This is a genomic window from Kyrpidia sp. (assembly GCF_023512215.1).
GTDB classification, from domain to species: Bacteria; Bacillota; Bacilli; order Kyrpidiales; family Kyrpidiaceae; genus Kyrpidia; species Kyrpidia spormannii.
In genome coordinates this window covers 1-20,930 of sequence record NZ_JAILZZ010000005.1, presented here as the reverse complement: position 1 = coordinate 20,930, position 20,930 = coordinate 1, and the positions used below count along the sequence as shown (strand labels likewise).

Sequence of the window (20,930 nt, the reverse complement as noted above, 5' to 3'; positions counted from 1 at the left end):
GACCGGTTATGTTGCCATTGTACTCCGTGGGCGAGGTGGATTGGCTCACGACCCAGACGCTGTACCACGGTTTGGCGGAATTCGGCGAGGAGGCCGTGATATTGTGCCGACCTTCGACGCCCTACGTCTGCCTCGGATGTCATCAGAGTTGGAGCGACTACGACGAATCCTCGGGATTACCCGTGGTGCGGCGGAAAGTGGGCGGTTCCCTCGTGTACTTAGATCAAAACCAAGTATTTTTCCAAATCATCCTGAACCCCCGCGCAACTCCAGGAAAGCGCACTCCGGATCAGTGGTATCGCCATGCCTTGGATCCTGTGGTGGCCTATCTGCGGGAGCAGGGTTTTTCGGCCGAGTTGCGCCTCCCGGCGGACATCGTCGTCGGCGGGCGCAAGATTTCGGGGAACGCCGGGGGCCAGTTGGGGGATCGGGTCGTCGTGGTTGGCAATATCCTGCTGGATTTTCCCACGGAGGCCATGGCCCGGGCTCGTCGGGCTCCAAGTCCACTCTGGCGCCGGGCGTACGAAGAAAGTATGCGGGCCCATCTGACGACGCTGCGGGAGCTGGCCCCGGACCGGCGCTGGTCCGCAGATCAGGTGGCGAAAGATCTGGCTCAGGTGTTCATCGATCGCCTGGGGGCGGTCCCTGCCCCTTTCCCCTGGGAGCGTTGGCGGGGCCGCTTGGAGAGGATCGGCCGGGAGCTGCTTCGCGACGACTGGCTGCGGCAGCCGGGGCCCGCCCGGGCGTCGAACAGCCGAGAGGTCAAGGTCCGGGAGGGCGTGTACATCGGGACGGTGGACGATCCGCGCTATCGGGATGCCGTCGTCGAAATCGATCGCGAACACAACCGCATCCTGCGGGTGTGGCGGGAATCTTTTCTTAAGGAGGGGGAAGGAGATGGCCGTTGAGCAGCCGCAGCAATGGAGAGTTCCCGAGGACCGAAGGTATGATGATCGCCACCAGTGGTACCTTTTGATCGGTTCCACGGTGACTGTGGGCATCACCGACTATACCCAGGATACAGCCGGAGACATTCTGTACCTGTCTGTGCCTCGGGTTGGGGCACGGATTCAAGCAGGGGAGCCAATGGGCTCCGTGGAGTCGGGCAAATGGGTCGGGCAAATCTACGCGCCCTTTGACGGGGTCGTGGTGGATGCAAACCCCCGGGTAGAGGAGGACCCCCAGTTGTTGAATCGGGACCCCTATGGGGCCGGGTGGATCTGCAAAATACGCCCGAACCGCTCCGAGGATGTCCACCGCCTGCTCAGCCCGCGGGAGTATCAGGCGTTGCTAGTTTCTCTGGCCGCCGGGAGTGCCCACTGATGGAAAAGTGGCGATTATTGGATCCCGGGCCCATGCCGGCCTGGCGCCAAATGGCTCTCGATGCGGTGGTGATTCGGGCCCGGGCGGAAGGGCGGGCGCCAAACACCTTTCGGTTTATGGAGTTTAATCCTGATGCAGTACTCGTGGGGTACCATCAGGCGATCGATCTTGAGCTGCGCCGGGACGAGTGCGAAGCCCTGGGGATCGAGTATAATCGCCGCATCACCGGCGGGGGGGCCATTTATCTCGACTCCCGGCAGTTGGGTTGGGAAATCTGTTTGCGCAAAGATGATCCCGGGCTTCCCGCCGATCCGGAAACGGTGTACCGCCGGCTTTCCACCGTCGTCATCGAAACTTTGGCGAGATGGGGCATTGAGGCCAAGTTTCGCCCGGTTAACGATGTGGAGGTCGATGGGCGCAAGATTTCTGGTACCGGAGGAACCGAGTGGGGAGACGCCTTGATCTATCAGGGCACGCTCTTGGTAGATTTTGACGTGGACACGATGATTCGGGTATTAAGGCTTCCCATCGAAAAGTTGAGTGACAAAGAAGTGGATTCTTTTCGCCGCCGCACAGTGACCATGAGGGAACTGTTGGGCGAAGCGCCTGAGATGACGGCGGTAAAAGGGGCGATGGTGGAGGCGGCGGCCCGGGTACTCGGGATCGATTGGGGGCCTCCGGGCTTGACGCCTGAGGAGCAAGAAGAATGGGAAACGATTCAGGATACTTATCGCTATCCCGAGTGGATCGATCGGCGGAAGCCGCCTGCTGTTGAACCAGAATTGCGTACCGTCAGTACAAAGGCGCCCGGGGGGCTGATTAAAGCATCGGTGATCGTTGATCCTGGGGCGAAGCGGATTCGCCGGGCGTTTATCACCGGGGACTTTTTCGTTTATCCCGAACGAGCCGTTATGGATTTAGAAGCGATGCTAAAAGAGGCGCCCGCCGACATCCAGAAAATCGAAGAGTTGCTGCGCCATCACTATGACCAGGGCAATCGATACATTGGAGTGGCGGTGGAGGACTGGCTGCGCCTGTTTGAACAGGCACTGGCCTAAGGCGGGGTGGATCAGAGGTCGAGAAGGGAGGAGAGGCGTTATGACACCGACGCACCGAGAGGCACAGGTTCTCGAACCCCAGACTCGGGACATCAAGGCGTTTTCCGAGGACCAGGTGGAGGAACGGCCGCATCAAGAGGGGGTGCCCGAAAGCCCGGACGCCGTTATGGTCTCTCTGGCGGGGGCGATGGCCCTGGGAATCGAGAAAGGCAAGTTCGCCCGGGAGGAGATCGTCCTCCGGGGCCTCAACGTACTGATGACGTATAAAGAGAACTGCTCGGCGAATTGTTCCTACTGCGGCATGTCCCGGGAGAGGCGAATACCCAGAGAACAAACCACTTTCATTCGGGTGAAATGGCCGGTGGTGGACCTGGATGAGGTGATTGATCGCACGAACCAGGTTCCTCATCACATGCGCCGGGTGTGCGTGGGGATGTTGGCGAATCACCGGTCCTTTAACGACTCTCTTCAAGTGATCCGGGAATTCCGGGAGCGAACCGACCTGCTCATCTCCGGACTGATCACCGCCTCTCTCATCCGGTCCCGGGAACAGCTCCAAATGATCAAGGATGCCGGGGCGGACCGGGTGGATATCGCGATTGATGCGGCCACCGAGGAACTGTTTGAAAAGCATCGAGGGCGGCCGGTCAAAGGGCCACATCGTTGGGACCATTTTTGGTGGGTGACGGAGGAGGCCACCAAAGTGTTCGAACCTGGGACGGTGGGGATCCACTTGGTGGTCGGACTCGGAGAGACAGAAAAGGAACTTCTGGAAGCCTGTCACAGGGCCCAGGAGATGGGCGTGGTGACCCACCTGTTCTCTTTCAATCCGGAACCCAGCACCCTGCTGGGGGACTGGCCGCAGCCTCCCTTGGGGCAGTACCGGCGCTGCCAGTTGGGCCGGTATCTCATCAACGAAATGGGCCGGGATTTTCACCGGTTTCGGTTTAATCGGGCCGGCCAGGTCGTGGATTTCGGTGTAGCCCCGGAGGAGCTCGACGCAGTGATCGATAGCGGGCTGCCTTTTATGACCTCGGGTTGTCCGGATGAACACGGGGCCACGGCCTGCAATCGCCCGTACGGAAACGGTCGCCCGAGCGAGCCGATGCGCAACTTCCCCTTCATCCCGACGCCGAAAGACATTGAAGAGATTCGCATGCAACTGTGGAGCGATTGGGAGGGGGAGGATGATGCTCACGACCAAAGCGCCTTGGGCTGACCTAGATCTACCGTCTCTGGTCGACCAGGCCCGGGAGCTGACCGATCAGTTTTTTCCCCGGGAGATCCTCTTTGCCGCCCCCAGTCAAAAGTACTACGACACAGGGGGATACCGCAATGAACGCCGGGCTTTTCGCACCATTAGTGTCACCGGCCAGGCGTGCGCACTGCGCTGTGAACACTGTGGGACGAAGGTCCTGGATGGAATGATGCCGGCGAGGGTCCCGGGAGCGCTGGCCGAGATCGGGGCTGCGTTGGTTGACGAGGGGGCAGGGGGAGTTCTGATCAGCGGTGGTTGTCTCGACGACGGGTCCGTTCCCCTGGATCGCTTTCTCGAAGACATCGGTCGGCTGAAAGAGAAAGGGCTCAAAGTCCTCGTCCACACCGGTCTGGTTCGCCGGGAGATCGCCCGGGGACTCAAGGCGGCGGGGGTCGACCAAATTCTGTTGGACATCATTGGGGACGATCGGACGATTCGCGAGGTGTACCATCTGGACCGTACCACCGAAGCTTATCGGGAATCCCTGCGCATCCTTCGCGAAGAAGGACTCTCCGCTATTCCCCATGTGGTAGTGGGGCTTCATTTTGGGGAAATTCTCGGGGAGTGGGAAGCCCTGCGCATGATCCGGGAGGAGGGGGCCTCGCAACTGGTCATTGTCGCCCTGCAACCCTTGCCTGGCACGGGCATGGCTGGGGTGAGGAGCGTTTCCGGAGACGAGGTGGGCAAAGTCCTGGCGGCCGCCCGGATTATGATGCCAGATATGCCGATCTCCTTAGGTTGCGCGCGCCCGGCCGGCCCGGAAAAGCGATCGATGGAGCGGTGGGCCCTTCGGGTAGGGGTTCAAAGTATCGCGTATCCGTTGCCGGAAACGGTGGCCTACGCAGAGCAACTTGGGATCCGGATCCGTTATCACGAACAATGCTGTTCTGTGTTGAACTGAGATCACAAGGCCGGGCCGCCCCGGAGTTCCGGCCGGGGCGCGGCCCGGATTGATGGAATCTCGACCTGAACGGTCAATCTGTCTATTGGGAGCCGTGGAGATGGTGAGAGTAACCAAGTTTTCTCCCGTCTTGTGGATTCGCTCCGTCATTCCCCTCGCTTGTCTAGGTGTCATCGGGTCGACGGAAGATTTCGGACTGCCTCTCATGGGCCTGTTCTTGGCCAGTGCCGTGGATGTCGCCATCGACATCGGGTCTCAATTGCGCGCCTCGACCGTCTCCGGGGCGGACCGATGGACCGCTTTTCGGGACGTCATCTATGCGCTGATTTTTTACGCACTCTTCCTGGGAAATCCCGGGGTTCCCGCCTTGCTCCTCGCCCCACCCGTGTTGGCTGAGGTGTTTCTCGCTTTCGGTGCCCGCGGCTTTATTTGGGCGATCGGTGCTGAAGCATTGCTCTTGGCTCTTCGCATGGCGACGATCAACCGTGGGCCCGCAGGCTGGATTCATCCCGGCTGGGCGGTGGGCATTGCCTCCGCGACGCTTCTCATGGGCCTTCTCGGCTATACCATCGCCCGGCTGAACGAGCTCCAGGCGGGGATAAACCGCCAGCGCCACGCCTTGAAAGAAGCGCTGTCCGAGTTGCTCGCGACGATGATGTCGCCGATGGGAATCGGGGAAAATGTCCTCAAGCAAGAACAGATACGGGTTTTATTGGAAGAGCTATGTCAAACAGCAAGTCGATCGAAAGGTGAGGAGGCGGGGCGAACGCTGGCTCGGATCATCGCCCGTCGCCAGGAGGCTTTTCAACTTTTTACTCCCAGAGAGTTTGAAGTTCTCTGTTTATTATCAGAAAATAAGTCATATCGCCAAATCGCACAACATTTACAAATCAGTGAAGGCACGGTCCGGGCCCATGTTGCCGGGATGATGCGCAAGACCCAAGTACATAGTCGAGAGGAACTCACCGTTTGGGCCCGGAAACATTGTCTCGTTTTTCGTGGCCAAGGGGACGCGGGACCGGAGAGCGCTGGCGGTTCCGATGCCGCAAGTCAAGATTCTTAGAAAAATCGCGTTTTAATCGCCTGTTTAGAAAAAATAAGAGGGCTGAGGAATAGAATTTCAGCCGCCGCCCCATATATGGTGAAGCCAGGTGAATCAGAATACTTAGAAGTTCCTGGAGGTGAAACCATGAAGGTCGGACGAAAATGGTCCGCGGTGGCGGCGGCGGGAGTTCTGCTTGGGGCGGGTATGGCGTCGGCGGCAGGTGAGGTCCCGACGACGGCGACGTCGGCGGCGCAAATGGCGGTCCGAATGTTTCCCAGTGGTTCGTCGGCGGTGATTCTTTGTTCCGGAGATCCAAAAAGTGAACGGTCGGACCTGGTAGCTGGCCAGGCACTTGCCGCGTATTTATCCGCCCCTCTGTTACTCACCCAAAGTGCGGGGGAACTGGGCCCGAACACGCTTCAATCTCTGTCGCAACTGTCCGTACCCGATGCAAACCCGGCAGGTGATGTGCAACCCTACCAACCCGCCCCGGGCAAGCCAAAGGTGTATCTGGTCGGCACCACAGATTCTCTGTCAGGGTCTTTGGTCAACCAGTTGCAGGAATTGGGGTACGCGGTACAGGACCTGCGGACGGATTCGGCGTCCGCGTTGTTGAGTGAAGTTCAGAATATCGTGGCCCCACCTCTCCCCTCACAGGCAGATGCTCCGGGATTTCCCGGGAAATGGACCACTTACGCCGGGGATCAGGCCCACAATCCCTTTTATCCCGTCCCCGATTCTGCCCCAAGCTGGGAAAAAGAAGGGGTGATGTGGAACTTTCCAGAAAAAGCGGCCGTGCCGTTGTCTCAAGAATTTCCTGATCTCCGCCAGTTGGGCATGCGGGGGGCACCGGTGAAAATGACCCAGAGCCTTGGCAATGCGTGCGGCGTTACGGCCGTGGATGGAGTGATCTATGCGGAGTCGGATGATGCGCACCTCTACGCTCTGGATGCAAAAACGGGTCAATTGTTGTGGCAGGCGGGTCCCAATGTGAACGCCCTCATGGGCAATCCCATCGTGGGGGATGGACTGGTGTATGTCACCGCTGGCGACACAGGCTTTTCCTTTTCCCAAGTGCTCAAATTCATGTTGTCCCAGGGCAAAATGCAGTTGGTCAGGGGTCTGACCTACTCAGCCATCTATGCTTATGACCAGAAAACCGGGCGGCTGGTGTGGAGACAGGATTTTCAGGGCAATGCGATGCCCACCCCGGCCCTGGTGGACCATGCCGTTTACGAAGCGACCGGAGACGGCCATCTCTACGCCTTTGATTCGAAAACCGGGAAATCATTATGGAAAACAGATCTTGGCGGGTTTGCCAGCATGTCGTCGGCCAATTACTGGCGGGATCCCGAGACCGGGCGGGTGGAAATCATCGTCGGGGTCTCCGATGCGAACAACGTGGTGGCGGTGGATGCACAAACCGGAAAGGTGTTGTGGAAACAACCCACGACCCTGAACATTTTTAACACCGGTATGGGCGACAATACGCCTACGGTGGACCAGGAGAATGGCTTGGTGTTTCAGGATTCGGTGGTGGATAACGATCCGAAGACCAACACGGTGGACTTGGCCATCTATGCCATGGACGCGAGAACCGGGAAAATGGTTTGGAGCACGAAGCTCGGCCGGGGGAGCAGTCCTCCTGCTTACAAAGCCGGGGTGGCCATGGTGCACGACGGCGTGGTCTATGTCGGCAGTCCGGCGACCTCCCGTTACTATGCCTTGGATGAGAAAACCGGCCACGTTCTGTGGAACTTTCATTTTCAAAACTCCGGGCCGGCCGGGGCCGGGCGGGGCAGTGCCGTGTACGCCTACGACAGGCTGTGGGTAGCGGCGGGACCAAAAGTCTACGCCCTGGATCCCAAAACGGGCAAGGAACTCGGGTCTTATGAACCGGGGGGCCGGTTTGGGATCGTCAACCCCGTTATTGTGGGCAAAACGATGTATCTGGGGAATTCCTACGACTGGATCCAGGCTATTCCCCTAAGCAAAATTGATCCAACGGTGCAATCTTCGGGAGCGTGATCAGGCATGTGTCAAAAATGCGGCGACGACACTCATGTGGAAAAGAAAATTTCCCGCAGAGACATGTTAAAGTACATGGGAGCCTTCGGGCTGGGGCTGGGGATGTTTCCCCTGGTTACAGGACTGGCCTCCGGACTCAACCGGGACCGGGAGATTGCGGCCACCTCGAGCCGCGTCAAACGTTTGACCTTTCTTCAAACCACCGACATTCATGGGCAGGTGCTCACACATCCCGAATTCTTCTGGGAGAATAACACGATCGTCTTTCGCCGGACAGGGGGCATGAGCCGGATTGCCACCTTGTTCCAACGAGTCCGAGCCGAGAACCCCGGTAACGTGTTTATCATCGACACCGGGGACTGTTATCAGGGCTCAGCCCTGGCGGCCCTCAGCAAGGGCCGGGCAATGGTGCGGATTATGAACCGCATGGGGTACGACCTGGCGATTCCTGGCAATTGGGAAGTGGTCTACGGGTCCAAAGCTTTGGTGGACTTATCGCGAAGCTACAATTTCCCCGTGATTTGTTCCAATATGGTGTGGAACGGGCAAGGCCCCCAGCCGAATCGGGATCTGTTTCCGGAATATTATATCAAAGAACTTGGAGGGGTGCGAATTGGTTTCATCGGTTATAACGACCCGTTAACCAAAGTTCGGCAGTCGCCGGCCTGGTCGAAGGAAATCCAATTCGGCCTCCCGACCGATTCGATACCCCGGCTGGTCGACATCTTGCGCAACAATTACAAATGTCAGCTTGTGATGATGCTTTGCCACCTGGGCCTGACTCAACAGGTATACCTCGCGAAACAGCCCCAATGTCAAGGGGTGGACTTCCTGTTCGGCGGGGATACCCACGAGCGGACTTACGAACCCATCTTAGGCGGCCATTGCCCGGTGGTGGAACCGGGGGCTTTTGGGTCTTTCGTCGGTCGGCTGGATGTGGTGGTGGAGGACGGCAGAATCAAGGACTACACTTACAAGCTCTTGGTTGTGGACGAGAACCAGTACCCTGAAGATCCGGCGATCAAAAGTGTAGTGGAAGCGGAGCGGAAACCCTACCTCCCGGTCATGGAACGTAAAATTGGCGAAACCAAAGGCTACTTGTACCGTTACAATGTGCTGGAAACGCCTATGGATAATTTGATCACCGATGCCATCCGGGAGGCCACAGGCGCCGATATTGGTTTTTCCAATGGATTCCGCTTCAGTCCGCCGATCCCGCCAGGTGATCTCACTGTGGAGCATCTGTACAGCATTCTGCCCACGAATTCGCAACTGGAAATCGGGAGAGTGACGGGAAAGCAGATCTGGGACTGGATGGAAAAAGAATTGGAAAACGTGTTTTCTCCCGATCCGGCGAAGCGGGTGGGGGGATGGGTGGTTCGTTTTTCCGGAATGCAAGTGACGATGACGATCGCGAACCCGTACGGCAAGCGCGTACAATCGATAACCATCGGGGGAGAACCGCTGCAGCCGAATAAGACCTACACCATCGCAGCTTGTGTCCGGGAAGGGGAGGACCCCACCGTTTTGTGTCGGTTTAAAAATGTGCGTGACCCCCATATCCTTGACCTTGACATGTTTCAAGCGATTGAAAATTTCTTGAAAAAGAAAGGGCCGGTTCAGTACGAGATCGAGGGCCGGGTCAAGGCCACGGATGCCCATGGATTTGTATTGTCACAATTACCAGGAACAACATACACTTTTCACTAAAGTTTCGAAATCAGCAATTTCCCAGCATCCTTGACATCAAAGGCGATATTTCCGCTATAATGAGGATAGGGAACCCCGGAGGGTATGTAAAGAAACTGTTCTTGCGAATCGTTTGAAACAACTATCTCTTTCTGATCCGGGTAGACCGCATTCTGAAAAGGGGGATGCGCGATGTGACCATTGAGCTCGCTACTACATTAATTGTCATTGGCGTGATCGGGGCTTTGTTATCCGGTATGCTCGGGATTGGCGGAGCGATTGTGAATTACCCGATGATCCTGTACATTCCGCCTATGCTCGGGCTCCCGGGGTACAACCCCCATGAAGTGGCCGGGATCGTGGCGCTTCAGGTGCTGTTCTCCACGTTGTCCGCCGTGATCGCCCAACGCGGGGATGAAGTGATCCACAGGCAACTGGTGCTGATCATGGGGATCTCGGTGTTGGTGGGCAGTTTTCTCGGAGGGTACGGAGCGAAGTTTTTGTCGGGGAATATTGTCAACATCATCTACGCCATTCTGGCGACTGCCGCTGCAATCCTCATGTCCCTTCCCAAACGGGGTTCAGAAGACCTCGCCCTCCACGAGATTGAGTTTAATAAAACGGTGGCCGTCGTTTCGTCTCTGACGGTGGGTTTGGCGGCGGGGATTGTCGGAGCAGGCGGGGCCTTTCTGCTCGTTCCGGTCATGCTGCAGATTCTGAAGATCCCCACCCGAGTCACCATCGCTTCCTCTCTGGCGATTACGTTCCTGTCGTCCATTGGGTCCTCCGTAGGGAAGGTATTGGCCGGAGGCATTCCTTGGACGGCGGCGGCCATCGTGGTGGTGGCGAGCGTCGTCGTGGCCCCTTTAGGAGTGAAGGTCGGCCGGATGATGGACGTTCGGGTGCTCCGGGCCGTCCTCGGGGTGGTCATCATCGCCGTGACCGTGAAGATTTGGACCGGCATCCTACTCCCATAAGCCAACAAGTGCATACCCACAGGGGAAAAGATTCGGACGCGACCGTCATGCAGATGCAAACTGAAAGAGCCCAGGGGTCGGCCAGGCGGCCAGCCCCGGGGCTCGATTTTTGCGTGTGTCACGATTTGACAGGTTCCGTCTGCGCTTCGGGCATCACGTAAGCGTCCGGATGTGGTTTGAGCACCCGAAGCATCCACAGCGGCCGGTACAGCCCTCCCGGGCCCGGCGCTGGGCGGGTGAGTTGCAGCCACCGCTCGAACACCTCGTATGCTTTCTTGGTGTCCACGGCGATGTCGGCATATCGGTCACTCGGCCCCGCTTTCTCCACCCGCACCCGCTGGTGCCAACAGTGCATGCCGCTGATGGGATCGGGCTGGATCGGGAACACGATATTCTGGTGCACCCCCCCGTCTGACCACCAGATCCGCCCGGAGTCAGGATCGGTGCTCTCAAAGGGCCGGGGCCCGTGTTTTTGCCGCATGCTCCATTTTCCCGGTTCCACTTCCTCGATGGAGACCAGGGACGAACTCCAGCGGTCGCTGCCGTGGTCCTCTTGTAGCCGCCAGCGGCCAAGGTGATGGGAACAGGCCACCACGCCCGGGCGAATGCCCTCGGTGACCCAGACCTTGTCGACAAAATAACCGGTCTCGGTCGAGACTTTGACCAGATCCCCGGTGTCCACCCCGAGGCGCTGGGCGTCGATGGGATTCATCCACACGGGATTGACGTGGGCGATCTCATGCAGCCACTTCGCCCCGTTCGTCCGGCTGTGGATGAGCATCGGCAGCCGGAAGGTGGGCAAGAGCACGAATTCGTTTTGGCTCCGGTCGAGGGTTTTCGGGTGCACCTGGCTGACGATGTGGACCATCTGCCGACGCTCCGCCTCGTTGCGCGGATAGATGGGAATGGCGTATTCCGGCCATCCCCAATCCCTCAGGGTCGTGGAGAAAAACTCCAGTTTTCCCGAGGGCGTCGGCCAACCCTGAACCGCGCGGCCCTTCACCATAATCCCGGCCCGGAACTGCCCCCGGCGGTTTTTGAACGGCCCCGGGTAGGCCCGGTGGTTTGCCCCGTGCACGGGATGATCCACCCAGATCCCCGGCTCTTCGCCGTCGTCCACCCGGTCCTCGGCCTCTTCGGGCACAATGACCGCATCCCGAAGGACCTCTTCCGGGACCGGGGTGAGGTCCTGGCGATACACGTCTTTGGTGACCTCGAACACCCCGTATTTTTGCATGTACTCCAGGGGCGCAATCCCCTCCCGGGCGGCGGCTGCCGGCAGTCCGGGGACGGCATTTTCAAAAATCCAACGGTAGTACTCGCTGACTGTGATTTTCTCTCCCGGGCGGTACGGGGATTCAAAATGTTTGCGAATACCCAGGGACCCGTCCGGATCGATCCGCCAAGACAGCTCAATCCAGAACTCATTTTCTTCCCAGACCTCCCCGGGGTTGACGTCCCGGGTGTCCTGCACCGGGATGCCCGCCCGCTCCCGGGCGGCGCGCTTGACCGGCTGGCGAAACCCGATCCACTGGGAGGCGTGGGTTTCGTAGCTGTGCAGATCGTGCCGCTCAGGCGCCAGGCCCACCGGCAAGACATAATCGGCGTACTGGGCGGTTTCCGACCAGGTGGGGGAGAGGACGACGTGGCAGCCGAGTCGCTCGGGATCCTTCAGGAACTCGATCCACGTGAATCCATCCGGGAAGGTCCACACCGGGTTGACCACCCGGGCAAAATACACTTCAAGTCGCTTGTTCCGCCGCTTCAGGATGTGGGGAAGGGCATAGCTGAGTTCAAAGTATGTCAATGGATACTCCCTCGGCCAATGGTTTTCATTCCACATCTGAATGGGATCCGGCATGGTGTTGCGCCGGGGGACAAACTTGACCCAGGCGTTGGGGATCATGCTTCCCGGCTCGCCCACGGCGCCCATCAACACGTTGAGGAACATGAGCGCCCTGGTGATCATCCACCCCCCGCGGTTGCCGGCGGCGGCATTGCGCCAGATATTGGACGAGAATGCCGTACCGGCCCGGGCGATTTCGTCGGCCACCACCTTGACCCAGCGCGCCGCGATTCCCGTCTCCGCTTCGGCAAACTCCGGTGTGTAGTCCTTATAGAGATCTTTCAGCACGGAAACAAAATCCTCGAAGCTTCGGCCATCTGGCACCCGTTCCAAAAAGCCCCGTCGCTGGAGATCCTCCAGGTAGTCCCGGTCTTCCATGAATTGTCTCCAGTTCACCCACTCTTCGACGAAAGTCCGGTTGAAGCGTTCCGTTTGAATCAGTTGATTCGCCACCGCCAGCAAGAACGCCGTTTCCGTCCCAGGCCACGGGGACAGCCAATAATCCGCCTTCGAAGCGGTGTTGGACAGCCGGGTGTCGATGACGCACACCTTCGCCCCGCTCTGCTGGGCTTTGATGATGCGCTGGGCGTTGGGATTGAAATAATGGCCGCTCTCCAGGTGGGAACTCATCATCAGGATAAACCGGGCATTCTCATAATCCGGAGCCGGGCGGTCGATGCCCATCCAGAAAGCGTACCCCGTCCGGGCCCCCGAAGAGCAGACATTGGTATGGGAGGAGTGGCCGTCCACCCCCCAGGCTTTCAGAACGCGCTCGGTGTACTCATCTTCCCCCGGGCGGCCGACGTGATAGACGATTTCATCCTTTCGCCCATCAAGAATGGCTTTGCGAATCCGCCCGGAGATGTCGTTCAGGGCCTCGTCCCAGCTGACCCGTTCCCATTTGCCCTCCCCCCGGCCCGCAGCGCGTTTGAGCGGATACAGAATCCGGTCCGGGTTGGTCACCTGGACCAGGGTGGCCGGGCCTTTGGCGCAGTTGCGACCCCGGCTCGCCGGGTGCAGGGGGTTGCCTTCTAGTTTCCGGATCTCCCCCGTTTCCTTATCGATGTAGGCCACCAGCCCACAGGCCGCTTCACAATTGAAACACACCGTAGGGACCAATTGGTATTGTTTGTACTGTTTTCGCGGCCAAGACCGGGAGTCCAGTTCCCGCCAATCATCCCACTGGTCGGGATCCGGATGGCTCTTGAGACCGCCGTATCCCTGAATGGCTGAAAGTTTTTCTTCGCGAACGCTCATGCCCCGTCCCCCTTTGTTAACTTAATGGCACCGACTGCCCCGCTTGCACATAGGCGTGTTCATAAGCCAACAGGCCGATGAGGCCGAGTACTCCCGCGAGAACCGGCAGTGCGGGAATCCCGGTAAACCACGAGAGAATGAACGGGATCACCGCCCCGAGGATCACCCCGGTCCAGTAATAACCTTTGTACCGCCCGTGGAACATGTGCTCGGCGGCGATTCTGGCCCCTTCGGACGTGTGGGGGATCACCCATTCGCTGAGCACCAGGGCCAGGTGCAAGCCCAAAGAGATGATCAGGGTGATCTGAACCAGGGGCACGGCCCCTTCGGGCAGCGGCAGAAACAGGTTCAACAGCAGGTAAACCGCCGCGCCGCTCAGCCCGGCCTGGGACAACAGGTGCAGCGGCAGGCTCGGATTCTGCCAGAGATCCCGCCCTTTGGCCTGGGCGAACAAGAATGCGGTGTACATAGCGGTAAAGGCCCCAAGTACCAGGCCGAAAACGGACAACACGGTGTTGGCGGCGGTCACGCCCGCCAGGCTGAGCACAAACTGAATCAACAGCACAATGCTGTAGCCGGAAATGATCATCGACCCCCGGACCAGCCATGATCTCCACTGGGGCCGGGTAAACAGGCGAAGGAACCGTCCGGGGTGCTCCAGGTCTGCGATCAACAGCAAACCGGTCAGGCCCAAAAAAGCACCTCCGACCACTGCGTTGGCGATCCCCCAGGCCGGGGGCAGGGTTTGTCCGGCAAAGGTGAGAATCGCAAATAGAATGAACACTCCCGCCGCAATGGACTTTGTCCAGGTGTACAAGGAGACCTCCCAGTGCCACGGGGAGTGATGGTTGACATCGTAGGCCAGCCGAGCTGCGGCCACCGACCGGGAGCCGCCTTCCTCTTTCTGGGGCTTTCGGCCGACCGGATAGCCTTCTTTTTGTTCGGCGTACACGTGCATCGACTCGTAACTGCTCTTGGTCGGATTGAGAGTATAATCGCTGGCTCCGACGTAAAAAACTTTTGGATTGGTGCCTTTCTCGGGCTTGCGGACGTCGACTTTATTCCGGGCGATGAGCTGGGAAACCTCACTCTCGGGGTCGTTGAGGTCGCCGACCACGATCGCCTCTACCGGACAGACGGCCACACAGGCCGGCTCCAGCCCCTGATCGATCCGGTGTGCGCAAAAATTGCATTTTTCCGCACTGTGGATGTCCGGATGAATGTAAATGGCATCATAAGGACAGGCCGCCATGCACGCTTTGCAGCCGATGCAGACCTCGCGGTCAAAATCCACGATGCCGTCGGGCCGCTGAAACATTGCGGACACCGGACAGATGGCGACACAGGGAGGATCCTCGCACTGATTGCACCGGGTGATTTGAAACTGCCGGCTCACCTCGGGGTAGATGCCCACTTCCACCTGTTTGACATAGGTCCGGTTCACGCCGAGGGGCACCAGGTGTTCCGACTTACACGCGGTGCTGCAGGCGTGGCAGCCGATACAGGCGTCCTGGTTGAACACTTTGCCCCATTTCACCGGGGGGCGTTCTCTGGGCGCTGTTTCGAGCTCGATCATCAATCACATCCCTCCTGACGATAAAATGATGATGGGCGCGAGGACGTTGCGCCGAAACCGGGCTCCGGTCCGGGGAAACAGGGAACGACCCATGCATGGTGAGGATGACAGCGTATTTTGACGACTTTGAAATGGCCTGAAACCGGCATGAATCCAAGAACGGGCAATCGTTCCCCTTTTCGGACATTACCCGGTGAGAGGTTGGCTTTCGTGTGACCCGAACGAGAGTGCCGGGAATGCCTCTACCTCTAGGGGTATTCTAGCACAAGATACCCGGGATCACATAATACTTTTTACCTTTTACATTTGCCGAACAATGGAGAAGGATTCGCACCGTCGGCTGCGGGGTTGCGGCACCTCGCCCAGGCCCTTCACATAGGATGCAAAGGCAGAGGTGTTGACACATAGGACTCATCTCCATGGGAAAAAGGAGGGTGTGACCCCGTGGAACTTCCGGTGGACGCCTTTTATCCCCGTCGGGTGCCGCCCCAGACCCAGCCCCGGCAGCCGGGGATCGAATCGATCATGCGGCCCCGCCCGATATTTGACAACCCCCACTACAGGCCGAGCGGAAAGCTCCAAGGAAAAGTGTGCCTGATTACCGGGGGCGACAGCGGGATTGGCCGGGCTGTCGCCGTCGCCTTCGCGAAAGAAGGGGCGGACGTGGCCATCGCATACCTGGATGAGCATGGCGACGCGGAGGAGACACGAGGCTATATTCAGGCCCTGGGCCGAAGGTGCCTTCTCCTCCCCGGTGATATTGGATCGGAGGAACACTGTTTTCATGTAGTCCAATCCGTGGTTACGGCTTTTGGGCGCTTGGATGTGCTCGTTAACAACGCGGGTGAACAGCATGTGCAGCCCACGCTCCTTCAGGTTACTGACGCTCAGATGCAGCGCACCTTTCGGACGAATATTTTTGCCATGTTTTACCTCACCAAAGCGGCGCTCCCCTACATGAAAAGGGGTAGTGCCATCGTGAACACCACCTCCATCACCGCTTATGAGGGTTTTTCCACAATGATCGACTATGCGGCGACCAAGGCCGCGGTGGTGGGGTTTACCCGATCCCTCGCCTTGTCCCTGGTCCCTTACGGTATCCGGGTCAACGCCGTGGCCCCCGGTGAAGTCTGGACGCCGCTCATTCCTTCATCGTTTACACCGGAGATGGTCGCTTCTTTCGGAAGCCACAGTCCCATGGATCGGCCGGGGCAGCCGGCAGATCTGGCTCCGGCCTACGTGTACCTGGCATCCGGCGACTCGGCTTTTGTCACGGGTCAGGTGATCCATGTCAACGGCGGCGTGATCACGGGCAGTTAAATCCCTGTGGGGTACACTCCGGCTGAGCCAGGCGGTCTCGGGATAGGTGGTTTCGGGGCCGCCGGGTACCGGGTGTTGTCGGCCCTCCAAGGGGGATTTGCGCGCCAGGAATAGGGTGGGACTTTCAAAACTGGAGCGCGTGTCGTATAATAATAACGACAAGTTTCCCTAAGCCAACATATTGTCCGCTTTGACAATTTGTTTCAGCTGTAAAGAAAAGGGGAGGTGACGGAGGTGGCCGAGATGTCGGTTGGGGTTCGCGATCACAAGGCGGTGGCCGCGGCCAGGATGGCAATGAGCGGGAAAACAAAAGGCCTTCGGGCACTCCTGCCCTTTGTCGGGCCGGCCTTCGTCGCGTCGGTGGCCTACATGGATCCCGGAAACTACGCCACCAACATTGAAAGTGGATCTCAGTTCGGGTACCAGATGCTCTGGGTGGTGGTGATGGCGAACTTAATGGCCATGCTGATCCAGAGCATGTCCGCGAAGTTGGGCATCGCAACGGGGAAAAACCTGCCGGAATTGTGCAGGGAACATGTTCCAAAAGGCGTTTCCGTCACCTTATGGATCGTGTCGGAGTTGGCCGCCATGGCCACGGATTTGGCAGAATTCCTCGGGGCGACTCTGGCTTTGCATTTGCTTTTTCACATTCCGATGCTGGCGGCGGTCCTGATCACCGGGGTGGCGACCTACCTCCTTCTCACTCTGGAACGATTCGGATTTCGACCTTTGGAAAAGGTCATCGCCGGATTGGTGGCTGTGATTGGACTGAGTTACCTGGTGGAGACGATCTTTTCCAGGCCAGAGTGGGGCCAGGTCGTTTACCACAGTGTCGTGCCATGGCTCGGACCCCAAGAAAGTGTCATGTTGGCGGTGGGGGTGATCGGGGCCACGGTGATGCCCCATGTGGTGTACCTGCATTCCGGGTTGACCCAGCGCCGGATCATTCCCCGGGACGACCGCGAAAAGCGGATGATCAATCGGTTCAGTGTCAAAGAAGTGGTGATCGCCATGGGGATTGCCGGGCTGATCAATCTCTCGATGATGTACATGGCGGCTTCGGTGTTTTACGCCAGCGGTCATACCGCGGTGGCCGACATCACTACGGCCTACCAGACATTGACCCCTCTTTTGGGACCGGCGGCGGCGACGGTGTTTTTGATCTCCCTCCTGGCCTCGGGATTATCCAGTTCGACAGTGGGGACGATGGCCGGACAGGTGATCATGCAGGGATTCGTGGGGTTTACGATTCCGGTGTGGCTGAGGCGGGTGGTGACGATGATCCCCGCCGTCATCGTGGTGGCTTTGGGGGTCGATCCCACCCGGACGCTCGTGATCAGTCAGGTGGTGCTGAGTTTGGTCCTGCCGGTTCCGGTTATCACCTTGATCTATTTTGCCCGCAGAAAAGACATCATGGGAATCCTGGTGAACCGGCCGCTGACGACCTGGGTGGCCAGCGCAGTGGCCACGGTGGTGACGCTGCTGAATGTGCTGCTGATCTATCAAGCCTTGGGCGGCCCGATGCCCTCCATCGGCAGTTGATGGGCGGTTTGCGTTCTGGGAACGATTCTAAACGATTTTATGAGGTCGAAAAATGCCAGCCCGGCGCTCCACACGCCGGGCTATTCGATCTTGAGGCGTTTGCGGATACCGTATCGGTCAAGTCGGCGGTACAGGGTGGTGCGGGCGATGCGTAGCCTTCTGGCGGCCTCGGAAAGGTTACCCCCCACTTCCTCCAGTAGCTGCAACAGTTGCTCACGGTCGGCTCCGGTGCCCCCGGGCTCGGCATTGGCGACGTCGGGGTCCGGTTCCAATCTTGAGACCGGCGCGGATTTGACCGGTCCGGGCAAGGACTGCCTTGGTGAAGCCAGGGTGGATCTCCCCACAGCGAGACGGTGATCGCCGGATGTGACCGGCGGATCGGCATTCTTTGGTGCGAGGGGTCGATCCGAATCGCCGAGCCCGGCTTTGCGCAGGGTTTCGGGCAAATCCCGCCAGGTGATGACCCGGTTGCAGAAAAGGACGGCATACTCCAAGGCGTGCTTGAGTTCCCGCACGTTTCCTGGCCAAGGGTAGCGATGGGCGAAGAAGTCGAACACATCAGGCTCCAATCCCGGTCTGGGAATGTGGTAGCGTTTGGATAACTGATCCAAGATGTGGTCGATGAGCAAGGGAATGTCCCCGCGGCGGTCGCGAAGCGGTGGAATCGTCAAGCTGACCACGTGGAGACGGAAATACAAATCTTCCCGGAATTCCCCTCTTCTTATCATCTCCTCCAGATTTCGGTGGGTTGCGGCGATGATCCGGGCGTTGACGGGAATCGGTTGAGAGGATCCCAGCCGAACCACTTCACGCTCTTGGAGCACCCGAAGAAGATGAACCTGAAATTCCGGTGGCATTTCGCCGATCTCATCCAAAAACAACGTGCCGTTTTGGGCCTCTTCGAACTTCCCGGGCTTCCCCGTTTTCGAGGCGCCGGTAAAGGCCCCGGGGGCGTAACCGAACAGTTCACTGGCCAAAAGATCCTTTTGCAGAGCCCCGCAGTTAACGGCAATGAAAGGGCCGTTCCGGCGGGGGCCGGCTTGGTGGATCCCCCGGGCAAACAATTCCTTTCCGGTTCCGCTTTCCCCGAGCAGCAAGACCGGCACGTCGGTGTGGGCCACCACGTCGCAGCGGGAGATGACCGAGAGAATCTCCGGACTTCGCCCGATCACACCTCCCCAGGCCACCGTTGGGCCCGCCGCTTTTTGGGAACCCATGGGCCGAAGGATCAGGAGGTAGCCAACCCGCCGGCCGGACCACTGGACCTCCTCAACGACCACGCGAATCCCACATTCCTCTAAGGTAACCTCGTACATCCCCTCGTCTCCGGAGGGGCTGCGAGCTGCGAACAGTGCGGCGTGGATTCGTTCATTGTCCCACCACTGCTCCACTTCCCGACCGGAATGCCGCCGCAAAATCTGCCTGGCCTCTTCATTGACGGCCACTGGATGGAAGGCGGCGTCCAGAGCCATCACTCCGTTTCCCGGGTATCGCCGGTGCGCCCGTTGATACCGTTCAGAAAGTTCGAACCGTGCTCCTGCAATCTGTTGGTTCATCCGAGATTGAATGGTCCCGCAAGCCATAGTGACCATGCTCAAGGTGTGGGGCTGAATGTCCCGCCACAAACCGGTGACATCCACCACCCCGATGATCTCTCGGGAGATGGGATCCCGAATCGGCGCCGAAGAACAGGTCCAATCCTGCACCCCCACACAAAAATGTTCGGCGGCGAAAATCTGAACCGGCTGGCCCACTTCCAAACAGGTGCCGATGGCGTTGGTCCCGATGGATTGCTCGCTCCAGTCGGCTCCCACCACGAAGTTCATCCGTTCCGCTTTCTTGAGTACTTGGTGGTCCCCGTCCAGGAACAGGATGTGCCCCTTTGGATCGCAGAGGGTGACCAGATAGCCCGTCTCCTTCACCTGCAAAGATAAATCCTGCAAAACCGGGAAAGATAGTTCATATAACTGAGAATATTGAAGAATATCTTTGATTTGGTCTTCTTTCAGGGAAATATCCGTCGCTTTGCGGCGCGGATCAACCCCGGACTGCACACATCGGCTCCAGGACTCCAAAACGACGGAACGAATGGAAGAGCTTCCGGCTGCCCGGGGATCGCGTAAAAAGTGGTCCCAACTTTCCTCCAACCGTCGGCGCTGCTTTCTGAGTTCCTCGGGGGACAACACCGTGCGGTGTGCGTGATACAACGGTTACACCCCACTTTTTTGGAGTCACGTCAGAGCTGTCTAGGGTTTTGCACTATTATACTAAATTTCGGCTAAGCGGGAATGGGGGTAACTCTTTTTTTCCCCGCTGATCGTGCGCAACAACTGTAGCGCTACAGGTGAGTCGCTAGTACACCGATCGACAATTTAGTCCATCTCTTGCTGAGCATCTTCTCGCGATCCTTTTTGTCATGATGGGCAGCCGGATGCTCCGGATGCTCCACAGGCACGAGTACGGCCAACTCGTCGCCACGATCCTGCTCTTCGGTGTTGCCTTCTGGTTCGTCGCCGACCCGAACGGCATTCTCAATATCTTCAAGTCCATCGTGACCGCGGCCGGCGGCAAGATCGGCGGCGGCGGTGGCGGCGGCGCGGGGACGATGCAGTAATGGCGTACCGCACATATCGGAATCTTTACCGGATTCGGCCGTCCCTGTCCAGCATCGGGTAGGGGCGGTACCGGGTTCGGTTGCCCAGGGGCGTTCAGATTACGGCGGACACCGTGATCCTGACGGGCGTGCTGTGGTTGCCGTCGTGGGTCATTCTTGGACAGATCCTGTCCCGGTGGATTCCCCTTCCTGACTGGTTTCTCGGGGTTTGCGCAGCCGGTCTGATCGGGTACCAGTTGAGCAAGCTCGATCCGGCGGGAAAGACGGTTGTGGCGTTTCTGTGGGACCTCGCGAAGTATCTCGTCCGACCGTAAGTTCACGATGGCTGGGACGCCCGGCCAAACCCGAAAGGACGGCCAGAGACGGTGTCGTGGAAGGTCAAGGTCTCGCTGGTCGAGGACGGCCGGGTGGGGAGCCTGCCTGCCAAGGGAAGAGTGTCGCAGCTTGAGCTGAGGGTGCCGGCGAACGTGAAAGTGCGAAAGGGCGAGGTGATGGT

16 protein-coding genes are annotated in these 20,930 nt (G+C 58.8%); 13 read left to right on the top strand and 3 right to left on the bottom strand.

Features of this window, described 5'->3' with window-relative positions; all coding sequences use genetic code 11:
* The first annotated feature begins 8 nt into the window (after window positions 1–8).
* The 9 genes from K6T64_RS03385 to K6T64_RS03345 all read left to right on the top strand — a co-directional run bounded on the left by K6T64_RS03385 (window position 9) and on the right by K6T64_RS03345 (window position 10,279).
* Window positions 9–908, top strand: a complete 900-nt coding sequence (locus tag K6T64_RS03385; protein WP_100668393.1) for a lipoate--protein ligase family protein — start codon at window positions 9–11, stop codon at window positions 906–908.
* The gene (gcvH, locus tag K6T64_RS03380) at window positions 898–1,323 is read left to right on the top strand and encodes a glycine cleavage system protein GcvH (RefSeq protein ID WP_170086165.1); all 426 of its coding nucleotides are present in this window, start codon (window positions 898–900) and stop codon (window positions 1,321–1,323) included. Before K6T64_RS03385 ends, gcvH begins: the two co-directional genes overlap by 11 nt.
* Entirely contained in the window at window positions 1,323–2,381 is a 1,059-nt protein-coding gene (locus K6T64_RS03375) for a lipoate--protein ligase family protein (RefSeq protein WP_288008563.1), read from the top strand. The genes gcvH and K6T64_RS03375 overlap by 1 nt, the downstream gene beginning before the upstream one ends.
* Before the next feature lie 40 nt (window positions 2,382–2,421).
* Window positions 2,422–3,600: a radical SAM protein gene (locus K6T64_RS03370; protein ID WP_100668392.1), complete on the top strand. Its 1,179-nt coding sequence runs from the start codon at window positions 2,422–2,424 to the stop codon at window positions 3,598–3,600.
* Entirely contained in the window at window positions 3,572–4,540 is a 969-nt protein-coding gene (locus tag K6T64_RS03365; protein WP_232059722.1) for a radical SAM protein, read from the top strand. Before K6T64_RS03370 ends, K6T64_RS03365 begins: the two co-directional genes overlap by 29 nt.
* A gap of 100 nt (window positions 4,541–4,640) precedes the next feature.
* Window positions 4,641–5,603: a helix-turn-helix transcriptional regulator gene (locus K6T64_RS03360; RefSeq protein ID WP_170086162.1), complete on the top strand. Its 963-nt coding sequence runs from the start codon at window positions 4,641–4,643 to the stop codon at window positions 5,601–5,603.
* A gap of 126 nt (window positions 5,604–5,729) precedes the next feature.
* Window positions 5,730–7,613, top strand: coding sequence for an outer membrane protein assembly factor BamB family protein (locus tag K6T64_RS03355; protein WP_288008562.1), 1,884 nt, complete (start codon window positions 5,730–5,732; stop codon window positions 7,611–7,613).
* Window positions 7,614–7,649: 36 nt separating this feature from the next.
* Entirely contained in the window at window positions 7,650–9,323 is a 1,674-nt protein-coding gene (locus K6T64_RS03350; RefSeq protein WP_288008561.1) for a bifunctional metallophosphatase/5'-nucleotidase, read from the top strand.
* A gap of 173 nt (window positions 9,324–9,496) precedes the next feature.
* Window positions 9,497–10,279, top strand: coding sequence for a sulfite exporter TauE/SafE family protein (locus K6T64_RS03345; RefSeq protein WP_100669496.1), 783 nt, complete (start codon window positions 9,497–9,499; stop codon window positions 10,277–10,279).
* A 118-nt stretch (window positions 10,280–10,397) separates the two neighbouring features.
* Here the strand turns inward: K6T64_RS03345 and K6T64_RS03340 are convergent, their stop codons facing one another.
* Window positions 10,398–13,382 carry a molybdopterin-dependent oxidoreductase gene (locus K6T64_RS03340; RefSeq protein WP_288008560.1) on the bottom strand — a complete coding sequence of 995 codons (2,985 nt, stop codon included), beginning with the start codon at window positions 13,380–13,382 and terminating at the stop codon, window positions 10,398–10,400.
* 16 nt (window positions 13,383–13,398) lie between these two features.
* Window positions 13,399–14,958, bottom strand: a complete 1,560-nt coding sequence (locus tag K6T64_RS03335) for a 4Fe-4S dicluster domain-containing protein (protein ID WP_288008559.1) — start codon at window positions 14,956–14,958, stop codon at window positions 13,399–13,401.
* Between the two features lie 444 nt (window positions 14,959–15,402).
* Here K6T64_RS03335 and K6T64_RS03330 point away from each other — a divergent pair, with 444 nt between their 5' ends.
* Both K6T64_RS03330 and K6T64_RS03325 read left to right on the top strand, forming a co-directional pair.
* Window positions 15,403–16,278 carry an SDR family oxidoreductase gene (locus K6T64_RS03330; protein WP_232070110.1) on the top strand — a complete coding sequence of 292 codons (876 nt, stop codon included), beginning with the start codon at window positions 15,403–15,405 and terminating at the stop codon, window positions 16,276–16,278.
* A 243-nt stretch (window positions 16,279–16,521) separates the two neighbouring features.
* A complete protein-coding gene (locus tag K6T64_RS03325; RefSeq protein WP_170100094.1) occupies window positions 16,522–17,820 on the top strand; it encodes an Nramp family divalent metal transporter in 1,299 nt (432 codons plus the stop codon).
* 80 nt (window positions 17,821–17,900) lie between these two features.
* Here the strand turns inward: K6T64_RS03325 and K6T64_RS03320 are convergent, their stop codons facing one another.
* Window positions 17,901–20,027 (bottom strand): sigma-54-dependent Fis family transcriptional regulator, encoded by a 2,127-nt coding sequence (locus K6T64_RS03320; RefSeq protein ID WP_288008558.1) that lies wholly within the window; start codon window positions 20,025–20,027, stop codon window positions 17,901–17,903.
* Window positions 20,028–20,224: 197 nt separating this feature from the next.
* On the opposite strand from K6T64_RS03320, the gene K6T64_RS03315 reads away from it, so the two are divergent.
* Entirely contained in the window at window positions 20,225–20,434 is a 210-nt protein-coding gene (locus K6T64_RS03315) for a TcpD family membrane protein (protein WP_288008635.1), read from the top strand.
* An 80-nt stretch (window positions 20,435–20,514) separates the two neighbouring features.
* On the top strand, window positions 20,515–20,748 hold the full coding sequence (locus K6T64_RS03310; protein ID WP_288008557.1) for a TcpE family conjugal transfer membrane protein: 234 nt from the start codon (window positions 20,515–20,517) through the stop codon (window positions 20,746–20,748).
* Window positions 20,749–20,930 lie beyond the last annotated feature (182 nt).